Below are 19,186 nucleotides of genomic sequence, written 5' to 3' on the forward strand. Positions count from 1 at the left end.
ATTTTTTAAAAACTAGCGTAATAGTCAATTTTAGCAAACACTTTTTTGTTGTAGTAAAGGGTACAAATTAAGAAAACTAATGACCCTACTAAAAGCCCCCAAGCGCTATACTCGTAGCTTAGCACTCTGCTGCATACAACTCCAACTATAAAATTAGCCACCAAACCACATAGTATAGAAATCACTCCTTTTTTAGCTTCGTTTAATCTAAACATGTAAAGTACATTTAGCATGGCCCATACCAATAGCACATATCCAACGCTGGCAATTTTAAACACTTTAAAACTGATATCCGTTAACGGTTCATCAAAAACCGCATTGAATCCCCAAGATGATGCTGTAATAAAACTATAGACTAAGACTAACGCAATGGAAGCCATTAATAATAGCATTACCAAGTTATTGCGATACATACGATAGAACTTTTTTCTATACAAATCTATTTGTGACAAATTGCTTTTTCGTGACAAGCTAGACAACAAAATTGAAAAAAGGGAAATACTGTATTCTAACACCACTGCTACTATAAAAAATACCATAATAGCTAAGTCCATTCCTATTTCATAATTCTGTTCAAAGTAAACGATGTAAGGAGGCACTATATCTCTGTTAGCGGACCAGGCTATAATTCTATCTAGAAAAATAAAAATGTATAGCAAAACACCATAGGTAAAATAAACGTATGTGTTGTAAACTAAAACTTCGTACCTGATAGTTTTGGTAATGGTTAAATTTTCTTTTTGCAGATAATCTTTAAATAGAAATAGATAAAACCCAACCACCAATAAAATGGTGGTGGCAATTCCAATCCAATGTGTAAAATAGATATGGATAGAAGTATAAAGTTTTAGCGCAACGGACAGCAATGTCCCAATCGTTACAGAAATAGCAATGACCCACCTTTTGTTAATAGGATACATAGCTGCGTAGCACAACAGTAATATGCTTATTAAAAAAGAGTAAATGGATAAAATGAGTAATACCGAAAAAGGATATAAATAAACAAAAAAGTTAATAACGAACAGTAGTAAAGTAAATAACAAATTATATTTGATTCCTACCCAGATTAAATGATTGATTGCTCTAAAAGATTTTTCTTTTTGCTTGGAAGACCAATAATAGGAACCAACCCTACCTATCATTTGTATAAAACCACCTGTTAAAATCAACGAAAAAATAACTGCCAGAACCACCGCTGTAGACTGTAGTGGATTAAAATTAATATTGACCCACAAAGAATGCGAAAACAGAACAACACAAACTACTTGTAGTAAAAAGGGTAACATATGCGAAACCCCAATCATATAGTATTTTGATAGTGTTTTTATACGTACAAAAGTATAATCGGACAAAGCAATAACATCATCTAAAACAGTGGTCATTTCTTTTTTAGAGACTTTGCCCAGCGTAAGTTCCTTGTACATCTTTAAAGACAAAGTATATAAGGAATCAAATTGGTAGTCTTTGGGAACATCAATTTCTCTAATCCCAAAAGATTCCAATGTAGACATTACTGCGTATTCACTCACAGGTCTACCAATGGTTGCTGAAACTTTTTCTCTAGTTTTTATATATAATTCAGTAGTTGCACTCATAAACTTACAATGATTGATAAACTTGGTGATACGATTCCATTATTTTATCTAACCTAAAACAGTCCAATACTTTTTGTCTCGATTTTAAGGCCATACTTTTTCTAAGCTCATCATCCTTTAATAGTTTAATTACTTTATTTGCCAAGTCTATGTCGTCTTTTGGCTTACACACAAAGCCATCTTCACCATGGGAGATAGCTTCTGTGACCCCACCAACGTCGGTAGCTACAACAGGAATACCACAACTCATAGATTCTATAATGGTATAAGGAAATCCCTCGGATATTGAAGTTAAAATGGAAATATCTCCTTCCAAAAACAGCTCATGAGGTTTGCTATGAAAGCCTGCTAGAATAAAATTGTCTTGTAAACTTAACTCCTCTATCAAAGCTTCACACTTACGCGTATATTCTGGTACGGCATCTATACTTCCATAAACTAAGTATTTTATGTCTGGAATTTCTTTTTGAACCGCTGCACAAGATTTTATCATGGTTATAATATCTTTCAATTCAAAAATTCTTGCAGCTGCTATTACTGTATTTCTGCATTTTTGGGCATTATTTGTGTCTTTAGGTTTAAACAAATTTTCATCCACACCATTGTAAATAATACTGCATTTAGACATATCTGCCCCATACATTTTTGCCCACTTTAAGTTGCTTGTACTCACTGTTACTATTTTATCTGCTTTGTGATAAGCAACCCTCGCAATACATTCTGACAAACTGATTAGAAAATTTTTAAGAAAAAAAGAAAAACTAGAAGCTCCAATGCTAATTAATCTTTCCCTAATAAACACCCCGTGCTCTGTAAGAATAATAGGAGTGTTGTTACGATGCTTGGCTATTAAAGCAGGTAGAATTGGGAAACCGGCAATGGTTGCGTGGTTGATATCTGTGTCTTTAATCTCTAAAGTAATAGGCAGCAGAAAATGATACAACCATCGCAAACTGATGATAACATCTATAATTTTTAACTCCTCATCGTAATTTTTCTCCTTGGCATCATTTAAAGTGATATGCTTATAAAACTCCCATACTGTTTCAGAATACATCGTAGTTTTGTAATCATGGATCACAAAATAATCGTGTAATTTGATGATGGTCTCATGAAGTTTGTTTGCATCGGTTTCATTTTGATGAATAGCCTTGATTAATTCGCCAAAAACTGGAACAAACTCATTTTTTATATGCGCTTCTTTGGTACTTCGCTTTTTGATGACATTATCAATGTATTTATTTTGATAATTATACAACTCAATAGGCTCCTCTAAAGACCAAATAGGTAGCTGAATTACTTTTTTTACGTTTTTAGGAAGCTCATATTGTGGAGTGCTCACATCTGCTGTTAGAGAAAAGATACTAAACTCTATATTTTCTAGTTTTGTACATAAGGAATGACACCATGTTGATACTCCTCCACCTTGGTAGGGATAATTTCCCTCTCCTAATAACATTACTCTTTTAGTCATTTACCCTTCTTTTTAGTAAACATCAATAATTTGTTTGGCAATATAAATAATTAACCCTCAGAAAATAGGGTGCGAAGGCAATTAAATTGGTCATAAAAGCGTTTTAAGAGCACTTTGTAAATCTAACCATTCTAAGAATCACCTTTTAGAAACAAAAAAAAGCTTCAACGTATGTTGAAGCTTTTTTTTATGTTGGCAAAAACACCTGATTTTCATAAAAAACGTGCTTTAAATCAAGATCATGTTTTTGTATTTATTGCAATATCATTCAAAATAAAAATGCAATTCTATGTCCACTTACTATTTTTGTGTTCAACGTTAATTGCTCACTTCTAAAGTCAGTAAAGATGCCTTATCTGCTATTTTAACTACTATCTTTTTATTCTCAGCATCGTAATAATAACTATTATTTTTAGCAGTGTCAATGGATTGTTCAGTTACTTCTTTCAATTTTTTCCCATTAACCGAAACTGCACTGCAATTGTTAAGAACTCCTAGTAGTGTTACAAAAAAATAAGTTTCACGTGGAGTAAATTTATCGTGAATTCTGGTAAAAGTAACAAGCCTACCTGAATTTGTATTTTTTGTCTCAATTTTAGTAACTCTATATGCTTGGTCTTCTTCAAACGCAGTAGATACTTTATCATCTAAATACAGTTGATAACTGCTATTTTTACCAGGATAGATAAAAAAGTTTAAATAATTAACAGCCTCGGGATCTACAAATTGAGCCAACTCCCTTATAGGTATGATTGCTCCTTCTCTAACATATACCGGAACCAAATCTAAGGGCACATACCAATTGTACACCTGCCCACCAACTGTAGGTTCTGGCAACGCACCTCCGTTTACATCAAACACATACCAATTGGATCCAGCTGGCAAGTATACGTCTTTATTCCAATTTTGATCTGTAACTGGTGCCACCATCATATCTTTTCCTAAGAAAAATTGTTGATCAGCATAACTAAACACATTAAGATCATTGGGCTCATTTAAAAACATCGCACGCGTTATAGGCAAACCATTTAAGGTATTTTCATACATAAAATCATAAAAAACTTGTAACAGCTGATAACGGAGGTTTATGTACTTTCTACAATTTTCTGGTACTGGATCTCCGTAATTAAATGGCTCTTGAAAACTCTTAGTATATCCATCGTAATGATTTCTATACCAAGGCAAAAATGCTCCTGCCGTCATCCATCTTGTATACAGTTCATATTCTGTCACTCCATGAGTATCTCCCTCTGTAACACTTCCAGATCCGTTGGCAAACCCTCCAATATCACAACCCGAAATTGGCAACCCACTCAAACCTATATTTAAAACTTCTGGAATGTTAATTTTTAAAAAGTCCCAGCTACTAGCTGAATCACCTGTCCAAATACCTGCATACCTGTGAACACCTGCAAATCCTCCACGAGAAATAATAAAATTTCTCTTTTTGTAATTATGAACTCCTGACAGTGTTTTGTCTTGTCTTAACTTTGTCAATCCCTCGTAGGTTGCCTCCACTAAATTGATAGAAAATGAATTGTGTATTTTAATATTGGGCTGGTAGGTTCCTGTAATTTTATCATACATCATTAAATCTAAAGGCAAAGATTTGTCTGCTGTGTCATTATCGCTGTTGGGAACCAATGCAGGGCATGTCATGTCTTGCCAAACCATATCTAATCCTTTCTCCAATAAAGACTGGTATTGTTCTCCCCAATATTTTTTTACTGATTCAATCCCTAAATCCATATAATATCCGTAGGTTCCTAACGCATTTTGTCCCTGAGGATGACCTGGAGATGGATAATTTTTTTGATAAGTATTAAAAGGTTTACCATCATACATAGTGTCTACCCCATAACTCTCTTGAGCCATGAAAATTCTACTGTCTTCACCAGAACCTTCTCTTGTATTCCAAATAAAAGCTTGCGGTAATTGATCTCCTTGTGCAGATAACGGACTCACTGTATCTGATTTATAGATAGATTCCATTGCATTATCTACATTTAAATTCACTAGATTATCACGAGTAGGATACTCCTTATACCCTACTTCTCCTGGTAATGTTCCATTTTCATCATAAGGATTAGCTGTGATAATACCTGTAATATTCGTACTACATTTGAATCCTTTTGCTCTCAAATTTTCAAACATTTCTTCTGCGTTTGGAAATTTGACATCACTACTTGTAAAAGTTCTATAATTGTCTTGAAAATCTACATCGATATGCAACCCATCAATCGGAATATTATTTTTTCTATACTCATCGGCTACTTTCTCTAAAATCTCTCTACTATAATATCCATAGCAACCTTGCTGGTAACCAAATGCATACATTGGAGGCATGGCAGAAGCACCTGTTAATTTAGAATATTGAGTTATTACGCTTGCTACTTCATTCTGACTTCCGTCTGCGGTGTTACCAATCATAATGTAGTAATCTAACTCACCATACAAAGCTCCAAAGTAATATTTGCCATCCATATCAGAATAGTCGTTTGCTCCCATGTTAAAATAAGATTGAGAAACATTATCGAAATAAACCCCATAAGCATAATCAATACCTGTATCTCCTTTTCCAATAGCTAAGCAGTACGGCATGGAATTGTACAAGGGACCTGACGGATTTAAAGGCCCCCCATCTGTTCCTTCGGGAATCATGTTCCCATCATCATAGGAAAAGTTATCATAGTTAAAAAAAGTCATGGTATTTTCCTTTTTATCTAAAACTGAACCTGCCTTTTCTCCAAACCCAAAGTAACTTTCTGTTGTAGGTGATTTTTTAATGTTTGCAATGGCTTCGTTACTGAATACAATATTTTTTTGATAGGTATCTTCCGTAATTACTTTTCCGTTTTTCTGCACAGAAATTCCATACGGTGCCAAACCAATATATACATCTACAACTCCAGTCGTAATATGTAAAGTACCACCGTTTTCTGTTAGAAATTGGTGGTTGATAGAAACAGCACCTAAATCCCTATTAACGACTGCGTATGACTCATCTGTATCATAATTTGGTGATACCATTGGCTTAAAACGTACTCTAATAGTACTTTTTGATAAAAACGAGATTTTTATTTGATAATCATCCTCATTCGTTAACAATAAATCGTTCCCATTAAATTTATATTCTTTGATATCACCTATTTCGTTCCACCCGTCAACATTAGGTTGGAATTCATTCACTTGTACGTATTTATAATCTGACATAGCATTGTTTTTTTTATTAAAAATTAAAAAACACAAATCGTTTAAATTTGATTTGTGTTTTGTAGGTTATTATTCAGCAGGTAAAAAGCTCGGTTTTTGATTTAACAACCAACTAAAGTCTGCTGAAGAGGGTCTACTATCAAACACTGGGATTTTGTTTCCATTTGTATCTAAAGTGTAACCTGTAGCAATGTTACTAGAAAAGTGACATCCTATACAGCTTTCGGTACCAAAAATTATTTTTTGACTATTTGCGGTGTCGTACCCCATAGGTCCTCCGTTCATCTGAAAATAAGCTGGTTCGTTTGCCATATAGATATCATAACCCTGCAAAGTATCTACATGTTGTGTCTTATATTTTCCGTTGGTATCTTTACGTTGGAAAGTCTGAACAATTTGATCTCCATCCCCAACAATAGTCCCCCCTTGAAAATAGGTTTCCATGACCATGTTTGTTAAATATACTGGTGTAGGCATTCCTCCTGATTTGTTGGTAACTGATGCTGGTAAAGTATAAATAGTATCATTAGCTGCACCCCCAACTCCCCCGTAAGTATAAGGTTTAGAGGATGGGTTCGTTGGCCATTGTGTACCTATTTGTTGATAATACTGCAACTTTGAATTCGCTTCTCTCAATATACTTCTAACAGAAATATTTAATTCCTTAGTAGCTTCTGAAATTGGTAATACTCTTTGTATTTGTGTTTTAGGCTTAGCAACTCCAACAGTATCTGGAAATACATTAATAGCTGCTGTGGGATTGTTAGCATCATAGTAGGATGCTTTTAAAGGCTTACCGTCTATTACATCTAATTCATTCACCTCTAAATTGTCTATGTGCTCAAAAGTAGTCCATATCCATTGAGGAGCGGATTCTGTTTTAGATGAAATATGCATTCCTACCATACCTACATCTTTCTTTGTGTAAGTACCATCTTGAGAAATTACATATCCTTTAGTTGAAAAGTAACGAGACTTGATATCAGACTCTTCTAAAACTTTCCATGCAACTTTAATTTCTATTACTCCTTCATCTGTTCTATTTCCCTCTGGAAAATTTACGTCTCCTGTGGTTTTAGAAAACTCTATCTGTCCGTCGTAATTATACAATTCGTGTTTAAGGATGTAATCAAACTCTACTTGATTCATTCTTACTTCGTATCTGGTTATATTACCATTTTGATCCCATATAGGACCTGTAAAAGCTTGATCGATTTCATCGTCTATGTCTGGGTGTGTAAAATCTACAAATTTATTAGACCTAAATAGAATTTTTGCGTTGTTGGTTTCCAAATCTGTAGGAAAACCAATTGGATAGTTAAAAGTACCCCAGGGCGTAGGCTTCTCCCCGTTGGGTCTAAACACTTCGTAACTTTCTTTCCACTTAAACCATTCTGGTGTTCCATCATCAGAAAGATGATCTTTTGGATGTCCTTTGTCATCGGTGGGCCAATTTAAAGAAACAAACCATTGCCAAGACAATATTTCAAACATGCGCTGCACTTCTGAGAACTTTCCTTTGTCTGTTAATTTTTTTTGCAATTTTCTATCTACATCCCAAGGTGTTTCTGGAGATAAAGGGGTTGGAAATTTTAAATAAGGGGCTCTTTCTGAATCGTAATCCGAATAATGATTGTCTAAAGATGCTGCTTTGTCCTTACAGGATACAAATAGTAAGATCGAAAGTATTAATACTAACCCGAGTCGGGTAATTACTAAATTTTTTTTCATAGTTTTTTTTTTAGTGTTCATTAAATCTAGCTGATTGAGAGAAACAAACACACTATAGAATCAAATAATTAACAAAAAAATAACTTTAAATTAACACTTATGTTATTTGAAGATATTTTTTATTTTGAATAAAAATCAAAAAACAATATTTAATAAAATGAAATACGCAATAATAAATATTCGTCATTGTTAAAAATTCAGCAGAACCCATAAATTCAGGTAATAAAATTTTATTTATTAAATAAATAAAATGTTAACTATTGTAAACAATTAATTAACATGAAGTATAATTAGTTTACTGTTTTTAGCGATATTTCGTTACACCTTAGAGACTGATCCTCTATTCTGAACTACTTTAATAACAAAACACTAACGCATCTACAGAGTCTTATTTCAATGCATAAATAAAAGCCTTTGAAGCTCAGTTTGAAGGTGTTAAAAATGTAGAATTCTTCTTGTTTTGACTGACTAAGATTTATGCCTAAACGCAACTTTTAGGAATGATTCCAAAAAAATCAATTATTAGGAGAATTGAGCCATAAAAAAAACCTGTCTAAAATTAGACAGGTTTTACTTTTTAAGGGTGGAAGACCGGATTCGAACCGGCGACCTCCTGAACCACAATCAGGCGTTCTAACCAACTGAACTACAACCACCATTTGCGCGCTTTCGCGTTAGCGGTTGCAAATATAAAAGGTTTATTAGGTTTTTCAAACATTAATCTAAAAAATATCCGATAAATTTTTAATAGCTACATAACGTTCTGTAGTAAAGCCTTCTGCATACTCCACCCCTATCAACCTACCTAAGTCTTTAGCTCTATAGGTAACACTTTCTAAAAAAGTTTTACTCGTTATTGGAGATTCTGGTTCTTTACTATTAGGATCGTAGAACTGAGATTTAAAAGACTTGATGGCATTTTCTTTGACATCTATATAATCAGAAACATCTACCAAAAAATCTGGTTCTATATTTTTCCATTGCGTGTAATGATACACATTTTTAGGCCTCCAAGCTTCTTGATCTCCATATCCTAAATCTGTTTTAATAGCTCTTAGTCCAGATAAAAAGCAGGCATCAGATGCTAATTTACTTCCTTTTGCGTGATCGGGATGTCTGTCATCAATAGCATTACATAAAACAATGTCTGGCTGATATTTTCTTATCACTTCAACTATTTTAAGCTGATATTCCTTAATGTTTTCTAAAAAACCATCAGGTAAGCCTAAATTTTCTCTTACTGTAACTCCTAAAACTCCAGCAGCTGCTTCTGCTTCCATTGCTCTGATTTTTGGGGTTCCTCTTGTACCAAGTTCCCCTTTTGTCAAGTCTAAAATTCCGACCTGTTTCCCTCCCGCTACTTCTTTAGCAATGGTGGCTCCACAACCTAATTCAACATCGTCTGGATGAGCCCCAATGGCTAATATATCTAGTTTAAAATTCATCTTTATTTCTTTATCCAAGCTAGTATACTTGGGTCATTTGGTTTGGTTCTTGGACTAACAACTTTTTCTAATTTACCGTCTCGCCCTATCAGGTATTTTTGAAAATTCCATTTTACTTTAGAATCTTTAACACCATTAAATTTCTTCTGTGTCAAAAATTGATAAATTTCTGCCTGATCTTTTCCTTTTACATCTATTTTTTGCATCATCGGAAAGGTAACCCCATAATTCAATTGGCAAAATTCCTGTATATCCTTGCTGTCTCCAGGTTCTTGATACAAAAAGTTATTGGCAGGGAAACCTACAATCACAAAATCGTGTACGTCTTTATATTCAGTATAAATCTCTTGTAATTGCTCGTACTGTGGGGTCAGTCCACATTTAGAAGCTGTGTTCACTACCATAATTTTTTTTCCTTTAAGCTCAGCAAAATCAAAATCATTTCCTTGTAAGTCTTTTACCACGAAATCGTAAATAGATGTTTTGGTGTTCGTTGTTTTAGGTTTTTTGTTTCTAAAAGCATAGATACCTAAAAGCAACACTGGAACCGTAATATAAAGTAATTTCATTATTAAGAGTTTCTTGTAAAGATAAGCTATCCGTTGGTCGCAATCAAATGTAATAAATTTCAAGGTAGTGTTTAGAATAGTTCTTATTTTTGGATTATGATAAAAGTATGCGTGTTGGGAGTTGGTAAAGTAGGTTCACATTTAATTAAAGAATGTGTTAATCACCCTGACATCAATTTAATACAAGTATACAATAGGTCTAGCAAGGGGTTAAGACTTTATAAAGGGATACTATCAACCACACAGAGTGTGTATGAACTTCAAAAAGCTGACATTTATGTAGTTGCGCTCCCCGACGATGTTATTCACTTATTGGATTTAACTCATTTGAACGGATTGGTAGTTCACACCTCTGGGACAAAATCTTACAGTGAATTGAACGCAAAACGCAAAGGGGTTTTTTATCCTGCTCAAAGTTTTACCAAAGAGAAAAAAGTTAATTTTAGGAAGACTCCATTCTGTTTGGAAACAGAATTTAGTGATGATTATCCTCTTTTGGAAAAATTCACTATTCTGCTTACTGATTTCTGCCATCAGGTAGATGAATACAAAAGACAAAAATTACATTTGGCCGCAGTTTTTGCAAATAACTTTAGCAATAGAATGATCGGAATTGCTTATGAAATATGTAATCATCATCAAATAGATTTTGATATTTTGCAACCACTAATTCAAGAAACTTTTTTAAAAACTCAAATCTTCCCTCCTCATGTGGCTCAAACGGGGCCTGCTGTTAGAAATGATAGGGAAACTATAATTAAACATATATCACAATTAGAAAATACGGATAAAGAAATTTATCAAATACTAACAAAATCTATACAAGAAAAACACGATGCTGAGTTATAAAGAATTATTAAACAATGTAAAAGCGTTTATTTTTGACGTTGACGGAGTATTAACCAATGGTATGATTACTATTTTTCCTAACGGGGAATTGGTTAGGAATATGAATATTAAAGACGGTTATGCTTTAAAAAGTGCCGTAGATGCTGGTTTTCCTGTTTGTATTATCTCTGGTGGTAGTAGTGAAGGAGTTAGGACAAGGTTAGAAGGACTAGGAATTACAGAAATCCACTTAGGAGTGCATGATAAAATTGAAAAATATAAGGAAATTATAAAGAAATACAATCTAACTCCAGAGCACATTGTTTATATGGGTGATGATATTCCAGACTACCCTGTAATGGAATTGGTTGGCGTTGCTTGTGCTCCGCAGGATGCGGCTCCTGAAATAAAAGGAATTTCTAAATATGTTTCTCCTGTGAAAGGTGGAGAAGGTTGCGCTAGAGATATTATAGAACAAGTTTTGAGAGTACAAGGTAAGTGGAAAGACAAGTTTTACGCTAAATACGATTAATTGATGATTGTTTCTATCGGTACGTTCACGTTAAAAAAGAGAACACTATTGCCCGAATTTCTAAAGCTCTCTAAAGTTATATATCAAGAGTCATTAGCGAGTAACGGAAACTTAAAATCTGAACTGAAAAACGAGGGAATCAAAGTGTTTTACTCCTATACTTATTGGGACAGTTTAAATAGTATGATTGATTTTGTACACAGCAAACAACATGGAAAAATACTAACGGAAACGAAACGTTTGTGTAACGAAGTTACCTTTTTTAGGTACGAAGCAAACGATTTTGAAAACATAGACTTGGCAATCCAAAAAATGATGATCTCTAAGGATAAAAAAGTAATTAAATATACGTGAGTTTTATTGGAATAAAAGTTCAATTCAACTAAAACCTATGATGATTTTGTATGGAAATCAATGTTTTAGTCTTCAATTAAATTTTTAAGTACAAGTTTTTTCCAATAGGCACTCACAAAAAAAATTTAACATCTTTACCGTTTTAAATCGAACTCACATTAAACATTATTATCTGAACTCAGAAAACTGACTACTCCCCATTTCTGCTATCATCGCGAAAAGAACTTTTATCCTTTAAATCACTTAGTAGCTTATACAGCTCTAAAAACTAAACAGATAATTAACATTTTTTCATTTCTAAATGTCGTGATAATTGTCAGTTTCTATTTGAATTTTACTCCTACGTTTTTTTCTGCAAGTACAACTACTTGCCATGGCATATCTCACGATTACTTACCCTATCTAGTAATATTAGATTTTAAAACTGGAGTCCTTCAATTATCGAACTTAAAAACTGATGAACAACAACCATTTTTTTTGTGATGTGAAATCAATTTTATTGGTTTTATCAAATTATGTAAACCTTGTTCTTAATAAAGTTGAACAAAATTACTTATTGCTTTATACTAAAGGATTTTAACGTTAATATTTTTCAAATTTAGACTATGGTTAGAAGAATTATGCTTAAAAACTAACCAGTGTTAAGAGTTTATATTGCTTTTTTATTACAAAAAATATCATTTTGTTACCTTATTTTCACATTTAACACCCCTTAATTACGTACTTCGCAACAAATGTGTTCAAATTTTTGTTATTTATTAAAAATTGAAAGTATATTTATGAAGATTAATTAACAAACCTCATTGATATGTGTAAAAAAAATACTTTAGTGATTCTTTTATTGATGATTGTTCAATTTGCTGTTGGACAAATCATGATTCCGAATAATGTTTTTACCCATGTAGCGGTGCGGAACGGAGCATGGAATAGGGCTTCTACGTGGGATACCAATAGCGTACCTAGAACTGGAGCATTGGTAAGAATTCCTAATGGTATTACTATTAATTACAACGCAAACTCTAACGAACATATATTTGTCATTAAAAACGAAGGTCAATTTAACATCAACGGAAATTCAAACGCCAGAAAGTTGATTGTAGACACTTTTGTAAATACCCCAAGTTCTTTTCTAAATATTATTGCGAATAGAAATAACTCTAGAGATATTGGTATTGAATTGAGACCGTACAATATTACCGCTAAAACAAACAACAACAATTCGCTTGGAGAACGTTGGAAAGCAAGTACGCTGAACTTTTTTGCCAACGGTGGGGAGAATCAACCTGTGTTCGACCATTTCGGAAATAGATTACCTTCTGATGGTTCTGGAGTTTATGGTAGATACAAATGGGACTTGAATCAAGTTAGTTTGTGTTTAATGACCATGGGAAAGGTTCGTATTATAGGAAAGAATAAATTAGATTTTTCTGAATGTTCTGCGAATGTTGTGGAAGGTACGAATAGAATAAGATTAAAAAATGCACCAACGGGTTGGAGCGTTGGAGATGAAATTGTATTGACAGGTACTAACCCTAATCGATTTATCTCTAGAGATGAAGTCTTTGAAATTACTGCCATTAACGGAAGTGAAATTAGAGTAAACAAAAACACTAGATTCGACCACAGCGGCGTTACGTTTGATGGTACTAGCTACTTTCCTTACGTAGGAAACCTAACAAGAAACATAAAAATAAATTCAACTTTTACAGAAACTCAAACAGACTTGACCAAGAGAGGACATACCATGTTTATGTTTAACGGAGACATCGTCATTGAAAATGCACTTTTTAAAGATTTAGGAAGAACAGATAAAAGTAACATTTTAGACGATTTAAAACTTGGAGTTCCTGTCATTAGTGGTAATGGATCTAATAGAAATATTGCTTTTCCTAACGGAAATCTAAATCAGTTTGATAATATCAGAAATGTAGAAAACCAAAGAGGTAGATACTCACTTCACTTTCACAAGTCGCTAAGAGGTCCTAACCCTAATCGATTAATTGTAGCAAGAGGAAATGTGGTTTGGGGATCTCCAGGATGGGGTATGGTGCATCACGATAGTCACGCAAACTTTACAGACAACGTAGTTTTTGATATTGAAGGTGGTGGAATGATTGCAGAGAGCGGTTCCGAAACCGGTATATGGAGACGTAATTTGGTAGCTGGAATTAAAAGCGATGATACTACAGAGTTTTTACCCGGGAGACCAAGATTTCCTAATCAGATTAGAAGAACTGTTAGAGATTTATTAGATGATGATTTTAGAGGTTCTATTGCGTACGGTATGCAAGGAAGAGCTGTTAGAATGGTAGAGAATGTTGCCACTACTTCTGGAGTTGCTTATAATTACCAAGGTACAGGTCAACAGACGATTGTAGCTGACAAAGTAAATACTTCTATTTTTGAAGCTGAAGGTAAAGTAAATCCTTTTCCGTTAAGATCAGAAGTAGTGAGAACTGCGGTTCCATTAATTGAGTTTAGAAACAACATTGCAGCTGCCTGTAGAGATGGATTTAAATCTCAAGGACGTTCTATCTCTGGTGCTTTTCACAGAGTTGCATCTGTAGTAGAAAATATGGTAGCGTGGAATACGAACCGATTTGGTATTTACATATCTACTAATTTTGGATATGTAATTAAAAATTCTAAATTTCATCAAGCAGACAACCCGCCAAGTGCAGGTAGCTCTAATCCTTTAGGGAATCCGTCTGGAATTTTAATTCAGAAGTGGGATGACAACATCAACCTAAACAACGTAAAATTCTTCAACCAAACTCGTATTGGTGCCGAAGTAGATGCGCGAGTAGGAATTAGTGCAAATAATGATAATTCTAGATTTATTTTTAACAGAGTTTCTTGGTTAAACAGCAACGGAACTAATGGTGAGAATAGACTTTTGGGACGTAGATTTGATAGAGATCCTAACGAAAGAACACAAATTATAGAAACCAATCTAAATCCCAACACTCCTTTTACAGTAACTTTCTCTAAAAGCAACAACATGGATGATACCATAGATTTTAACGGGAGTTTGCGTTTTAGAATAGAAGGAACTGTTACCGACCAAGCAGGTAACTCTACTTTTGCCAATTACGCACCTAAAAGTACTCCTACGCTATTTAGAGAATACACGTTTTCTAATGTTAACCAAGCTAGAGATTACATTAACGCTAACGGAGGAATTAGAACTCAAAGAGGTAGGCAGTTTTTTAATTTTACAGAATATATGTCTGATAGAATTACAGGTCAAGTTACTCCTGTGCGCATTAGAATATTTGTCAACAACTTCTCTTCTCGCGCAACAATAGCTAATAATGGTCTTAAAAAATTAGACCAAACAGAAGTAATCAACGTACCTGTACTGAGTCCTAACCCTGCTTCGGGTTCAGTATTCATAAATGTTACTGAAAATAGCACAGTATCCATCCTAGATATAAACGGAAATATGGTAAAAACATCTACTGTTACACCAACTAACAATCAGATTGATATTTCTAATCTATCTGCGGGAGTTTATCATGTTAGCATTTTATCTAAGGGAGATAAACAAGTAAAGCGATTAATTGTTTACTAATCACCATACTTATTCATGATTAAAAAAGAGGTTCCTTAGGTAGTGTCCAAAAAACTGTGTAAACAGAAATTAGGCGGGGTTTTAAAACCCCGCCTAATTTTTTGATTAATTTTATAACACACAGTTTTATTATGGATGATTTAAAAAATCAATTTTTACAAAGTGGTCTATTAAAAGGCCTAAAAACAGAAGACGATTTAAGTAATTTATTGAATGAATTACACAGTGCCGCTTTAGAAGCTATGCTTCAAGGAGAGATGGATGCTCATTTAGGCTATCCCAAAAATGGTAAACGCAGCAACACTAATGCTCGCAATGGTAGCACTACAAAAAAAGTAAAGAACCGCCTCGGTCAAAGCGAGATTAAAGTTCCACGTGATCGCAATAGTGATTTTGAACCTGTTGTGGTTCCTAAACACAAAAGCACTTCACTGTCTATAGAAAATATCGTAATCTCGCTTTATGCAAAAGGTATGAGTGTTTCTGATATTGAAGATGAACTTTATCAAATTTATGGCTATAAGCTCTCCACATCATCTATATCTATCATCACAGACAGAATCAATCAAGAAGTATTAGAATGGCAAAACAAGCCTTTAGAGTCTGTTTATTGCGTAGTTTGGATGGATGGAATTGTATTTAAAGTTCGTCAAGGAGGAAAGGTTGTTAACAAAACTATTTACTTAGCCGTAGGGCTCAACAGAGAAGGCCACAAAGAACTTTTAGGAATGTGGTTAGGAATGAATGAATCTGCCGCTTTTTGGCAAGGAGTACTTACTGATTTAAAGGCTAGAGGGGTTGAAGATATTTTGGTAACTGTTACCGATAATCTCAACGGATTTACACAATCCATTAAAAATGTGTTTCCAACAGCAGATACTCAAATCTGTGTGGTTCATCAAATTCGTAATAGTGCACGTTATGTGGTTTGGAAAGACAAAAAAGCTTTTACAGGAGATATGAAGCATATTTACAATGCTCCTAATAAAGAAATGGCTAAAGCCGAATTAGACCAGTTTGCTGAAAAATGGAATGATAAATATCCTTATGCAGTACAATCTTGGCGTAACAATTGGGAGGAACTTACCGTGTTCTTTGATTTCCCTTTAGAAATCAGAAAAATAATTTACACTACCAATCTAATTGAAAATCTTAATGGCAAAATTAGAAAATACACTAAAAACAAAATGAGCTTCCCAACAGACGATGCCTTGAAAAAATCAGTTTATTTATCTTTGATGCAAATTACTAAGAAATGGACCCAGCCAATTCACAATTGGGGACTAATTCTTAACCAGTTCTTAACTATATTTGAAAAAAGGGTTCAACTTTAAAAAAGTTAAACCCCGTAGAATTTTTGTTTACACAAAATATTGGATACTGTCGTTCCTTAATTATTAAGGAACCTCTTTTTTAATAAGCATCCACATCAATATTAACTTTGATGGATTTAAACTTCCCTATAGAATCAAACATTAATCTTACTTTTCTTAGATATTCCTTAGTAGCAGTAATCGATTGTTTGGGTGGTATTTTTATAATAAGTTGCTTGATATATTGATTCCTAACTCTCGCTACTGAAGGTGCTGTAGGGCCTAACAAATTTTTATGAAAGGTGTTTTTAAGAGATTTTCCTAACCACTCTGCTCCATCATTTAACAAATTAAAATTTTTATGCTTTAGCGTGATTTGAATTAATCTGTAATGAGGTGGGTAAAAAAAGTTTCTTCGATCAGAAATCTGTTCATTAAACATTTGATGGTAACTATGAGTTGTTACTTGCTGTAATATTTGATGATAAGGATTGAAGGTTTGGATATACACTTTTCCCTGTTTAACGTTACGACCTGCCCTACCTGCTACCTGAGTTAACATCTGAAAACTACGTTCGTGTGCTCTATAATCTGGAAAATTAAGCATGTTGTCCGCATTTAAAACTCCTACCAAAGTAACATTGTTAAAATCTAATCCTTTAGATAGCATTTGAGTTCCTACCAAAACATCTATATCCCCTTGCTGAAAAGCTTCTATAATTTTTTGATATCCGTACTTTCCTCTAGTAGTATCTAAATCTAAACGTCCAATGCGGTGATTCGGAAGTAAAGCTAACAATTCCTGTTCTATTTGCTCAGTCCCAAAACCTTTACTGCTTAGCTCTGTGCTGCCACAAGCATCACATTGTAATGGAATTGCTCTGTGGTATCCACAATAATGGCATCTTAGCTCTTGCTTAAACTTGTGTTCTGTTAGGCTCACATCACAATTAGGACACTGCGGAGCCACGCCACAAGTTTCACACTCTACCAAAGGAGCAAAACCTCTCCTGTTTTGAAATAAAATAACTTGCTCTTTTAACGCCAGTGTTTCTTTAATCTCCTTTAGTAAAACATCAGAAAAATGTCCTGTCATTTTCTTTTGCTTGTGTTTTTCTTTAATGTCAATTAATTCAATTTTTGGCATTTGAACATCTCCAAAACGTCTATCTAAATTTACAAGAGCATACTTCCCTAATTTGGCATTGTAATAAGATTCTAAACTAGGAGTTGCAGAACCCAGCACAATTTTAGCATTGTGTATTTTAGATAATACAATAGCAGCATCTCTAGCGTGATATCTTGGAGCAGGGTCATATTGTTTATATGAAGCTTCGTGCTCTTCATCTACAATAATTAACCCCAATTTTTTAAATGGTAACAGAGTAGCAGAACGAGTTCCTAATACTATTTTTGCTTTTTGATGCCCGTTGAGTATATGACTCCATGCTTCTGCTCTTTCATTTTGAGAATATTTTGAATGATATACTGATAAATCATCACCAAAAAACTTTTGGAGTCTTATAATTAACTGTGTTGTTAAAGCTATTTCTGGAACTAAAAATAACACTTGTTCACCTTTCTCAATCGCTGATTGGATTAAATGGGCATAAACTTCTGTTTTTCCACTTCCCGTAACTCCATGAAACAAACAAACATCTGTATCATCAAAGCTTTGCTCGATGGTTTCTAAGGCTTTGTTTTGATCTTCTGATAGGGTGGGGATTTCTTGCGTAGCATCTCCAAAAGAAATTCTATCGGTTTGTAATTCATAAACTTCAAAAATGTTTTTTTTCTCTAGACCTTTGCAAACACTTGTATTTATTTCTGCTGTTTCTAAAAGCTCTTTCCGCTTAATAGGAGCTTTGGTTTGAGCTTTCAACGTAAAATACTGCATTACCAACTTTCTCTGCTTTTCAGATCTAGACAGTAATGATAAAAGTTCTTTGAGTTTATCTGAATCATCCCAGGCTTCTGCTAATTTTATATAGGCAACTAATTTGGGCTGATACTGTTCATATATTTCTTCCTTTAAACTAATAGCTTCTATATCTATCATGTTTTTAAGAATTGGAAATACTTTTTTTTTGGACAGTATATTCGACACTTGCGAAATACTTAGTTGAGATTTACTTTGTAAAGCTTCATATATTAAATAGGCCTCTGGGCTCAAATCATCTACTTTATTAAAAGTAGTGTTAGGTAGTACAATGGTTTCACTTTCCAACAAAAAAACTGTTGGAAAAGCTGCTTTTAAGACCTCTCCTAAAGAACACATGTAATAGTCAGCAATCCATTCCCAATGTTTGAGTTGGTTTGGGTTGATAATAGGTTGCTCGTCTAGTATTTGATAAATATCCTTGGCATCATAAGCCTGAGGCTCCACATCGTGTAATCGATATACAACTCCCGTATAAATTTTACTTTTACCGAAAGGAACAGCAACTCTAACTCCTATTTGCAGAAAATGATATTCTTGCTCAGTTATACGATAGGTAAACTGTCTTTCCAACGGAATGGGCAATATGACATCAGCAAAATAAGGTTTAAACAACAAT

Annotated in this window: 12 protein-coding genes and 1 tRNA gene; 5 read left to right on the forward strand and 8 right to left on the reverse strand. The window is 33.8% G+C overall.

All coding sequences use genetic code 11. The features are described from left to right. Window positions 1-5: 5 nt before the first annotated feature. The 7 genes from pelG to ACXGQW_RS01670 all read right to left on the reverse strand — a co-directional run bounded on the left by pelG (window position 6) and on the right by ACXGQW_RS01670 (window position 10,027). On the reverse strand, window positions 6-1,595 hold the full coding sequence (gene pelG, locus ACXGQW_RS01640) for an exopolysaccharide Pel transporter PelG (protein WP_457823373.1): 1,590 nt from the start codon (window positions 1,593-1,595) through the stop codon (window positions 6-8). Between the two features lie 4 nt (window positions 1,596-1,599). Further along, window positions 1,600-3,069 (reverse strand): GT4 family glycosyltransferase PelF, encoded by a 1,470-nt coding sequence (gene pelF, locus ACXGQW_RS01645; RefSeq protein ID WP_457823374.1) that lies wholly within the window; start codon window positions 3,067-3,069, stop codon window positions 1,600-1,602. Between the two features lie 318 nt (window positions 3,070-3,387). Beyond that, entirely contained in the window at window positions 3,388-6,282 is a 2,895-nt protein-coding gene (locus ACXGQW_RS01650; RefSeq protein WP_457823375.1) for a TIM-barrel domain-containing protein, read from the reverse strand. 69 nt (window positions 6,283-6,351) lie between these two features. After that, the gene (locus tag ACXGQW_RS01655) at window positions 6,352-8,013 is read right to left on the reverse strand and encodes a hypothetical protein (protein ID WP_457823376.1); all 1,662 of its coding nucleotides are present in this window, start codon (window positions 8,011-8,013) and stop codon (window positions 6,352-6,354) included. Between the two features lie 581 nt (window positions 8,014-8,594). Then, window positions 8,595-8,670, reverse strand: a tRNA-His gene (locus tag ACXGQW_RS01660). A 65-nt stretch (window positions 8,671-8,735) separates the two neighbouring features. Next, complete coding sequence (bshB1, locus tag ACXGQW_RS01665) at window positions 8,736-9,458, reverse strand: bacillithiol biosynthesis deacetylase BshB1 (protein ID WP_457823377.1); 723 nt, start codon at window positions 9,456-9,458, stop codon at window positions 8,736-8,738. Window positions 9,459-9,460: 2 nt separating this feature from the next. Beyond that, entirely contained in the window at window positions 9,461-10,027 is a 567-nt protein-coding gene (locus tag ACXGQW_RS01670) for a glutathione peroxidase (protein WP_457823378.1), read from the reverse strand. Between the two features lie 96 nt (window positions 10,028-10,123). Here ACXGQW_RS01670 and ACXGQW_RS01675 point away from each other — a divergent pair, with 96 nt between their 5' ends. From ACXGQW_RS01675 to ACXGQW_RS01695, 5 genes are all read left to right on the forward strand, one after another. Beyond that, window positions 10,124-10,876: a Rossmann-like and DUF2520 domain-containing protein gene (locus ACXGQW_RS01675; RefSeq protein ID WP_457823379.1), complete on the forward strand. Its 753-nt coding sequence runs from the start codon at window positions 10,124-10,126 to the stop codon at window positions 10,874-10,876. Next, a complete protein-coding gene (locus tag ACXGQW_RS01680; protein WP_457823380.1) occupies window positions 10,863-11,387 on the forward strand; it encodes a KdsC family phosphatase in 525 nt (174 codons plus the stop codon). The genes ACXGQW_RS01675 and ACXGQW_RS01680 overlap by 14 nt, the downstream gene beginning before the upstream one ends. A gap of 3 nt (window positions 11,388-11,390) precedes the next feature. After that, window positions 11,391-11,741 carry a hypothetical protein gene (locus tag ACXGQW_RS01685; protein WP_457823381.1) on the forward strand — a complete coding sequence of 117 codons (351 nt, stop codon included), beginning with the start codon at window positions 11,391-11,393 and terminating at the stop codon, window positions 11,739-11,741. Between the two features lie 808 nt (window positions 11,742-12,549). Then, complete coding sequence (locus ACXGQW_RS01690) at window positions 12,550-15,315, forward strand: T9SS type A sorting domain-containing protein (protein ID WP_457823382.1); 2,766 nt, start codon at window positions 12,550-12,552, stop codon at window positions 15,313-15,315. A gap of 131 nt (window positions 15,316-15,446) precedes the next feature. Next, window positions 15,447-16,649, forward strand: coding sequence for an IS256 family transposase (locus ACXGQW_RS01695; protein WP_457821478.1), 1,203 nt, complete (start codon window positions 15,447-15,449; stop codon window positions 16,647-16,649). 79 nt (window positions 16,650-16,728) lie between these two features. On the opposite strand, the gene priA is transcribed toward ACXGQW_RS01695, so the two are convergent. Continuing rightward, window positions 16,729-19,182, reverse strand: coding sequence for a replication restart helicase PriA (gene priA, locus ACXGQW_RS01700; RefSeq protein ID WP_457823383.1), 2,454 nt, complete (start codon window positions 19,180-19,182; stop codon window positions 16,729-16,731). Window positions 19,183-19,186 lie beyond the last annotated feature (4 nt).

Source organism: Wenyingzhuangia sp. IMCC45533, from assembly GCF_054111225.1.

What these genes read in the sequence shown, in the direction of transcription:
- ACXGQW_RS01670 (WP_457823378.1), bottom strand. Translation starts at nt 10,027, where the DNA reads ATGAAATTACTTTATATTACGGTTCCAGTGTTGCTTTTAGGTATCTAT.
- pelF (WP_457823374.1), bottom strand. Translation starts at nt 3,069, where the DNA reads ATGACTAAAAGAGTAATGTTATTAGGAGAGGGAAATTATCCCTACCAA.
- ACXGQW_RS01675 (WP_457823379.1), top strand. Translation starts at nt 10,124, where the DNA reads ATGATAAAAGTATGCGTGTTGGGAGTTGGTAAAGTAGGTTCACATTTA.
- ACXGQW_RS01685 (WP_457823381.1), top strand. Translation starts at nt 11,391, where the DNA reads ATGATTGTTTCTATCGGTACGTTCACGTTAAAAAAGAGAACACTATTG.
- ACXGQW_RS01695 (WP_457821478.1), top strand. Translation starts at nt 15,447, where the DNA reads ATGGATGATTTAAAAAATCAATTTTTACAAAGTGGTCTATTAAAAGGC.
- ACXGQW_RS01655 (WP_457823376.1), bottom strand. Translation starts at nt 8,013, where the DNA reads ATGAAAAAAAATTTAGTAATTACCCGACTCGGGTTAGTATTAATACTT.
- ACXGQW_RS01680 (WP_457823380.1), top strand. Translation starts at nt 10,863, where the DNA reads ATGCTGAGTTATAAAGAATTATTAAACAATGTAAAAGCGTTTATTTTT.
- ACXGQW_RS01690 (WP_457823382.1), top strand. Translation starts at nt 12,550, where the DNA reads ATGTGTAAAAAAAATACTTTAGTGATTCTTTTATTGATGATTGTTCAA.
- pelG (WP_457823373.1), bottom strand. Translation starts at nt 1,595, where the DNA reads ATGAGTGCAACTACTGAATTATATATAAAAACTAGAGAAAAAGTTTCA.
- ACXGQW_RS01650 (WP_457823375.1), bottom strand. Translation starts at nt 6,282, where the DNA reads ATGTCAGATTATAAATACGTACAAGTGAATGAATTCCAACCTAATGTT.
- bshB1 (WP_457823377.1), bottom strand. Translation starts at nt 9,458, where the DNA reads ATGAATTTTAAACTAGATATATTAGCCATTGGGGCTCATCCAGACGAT.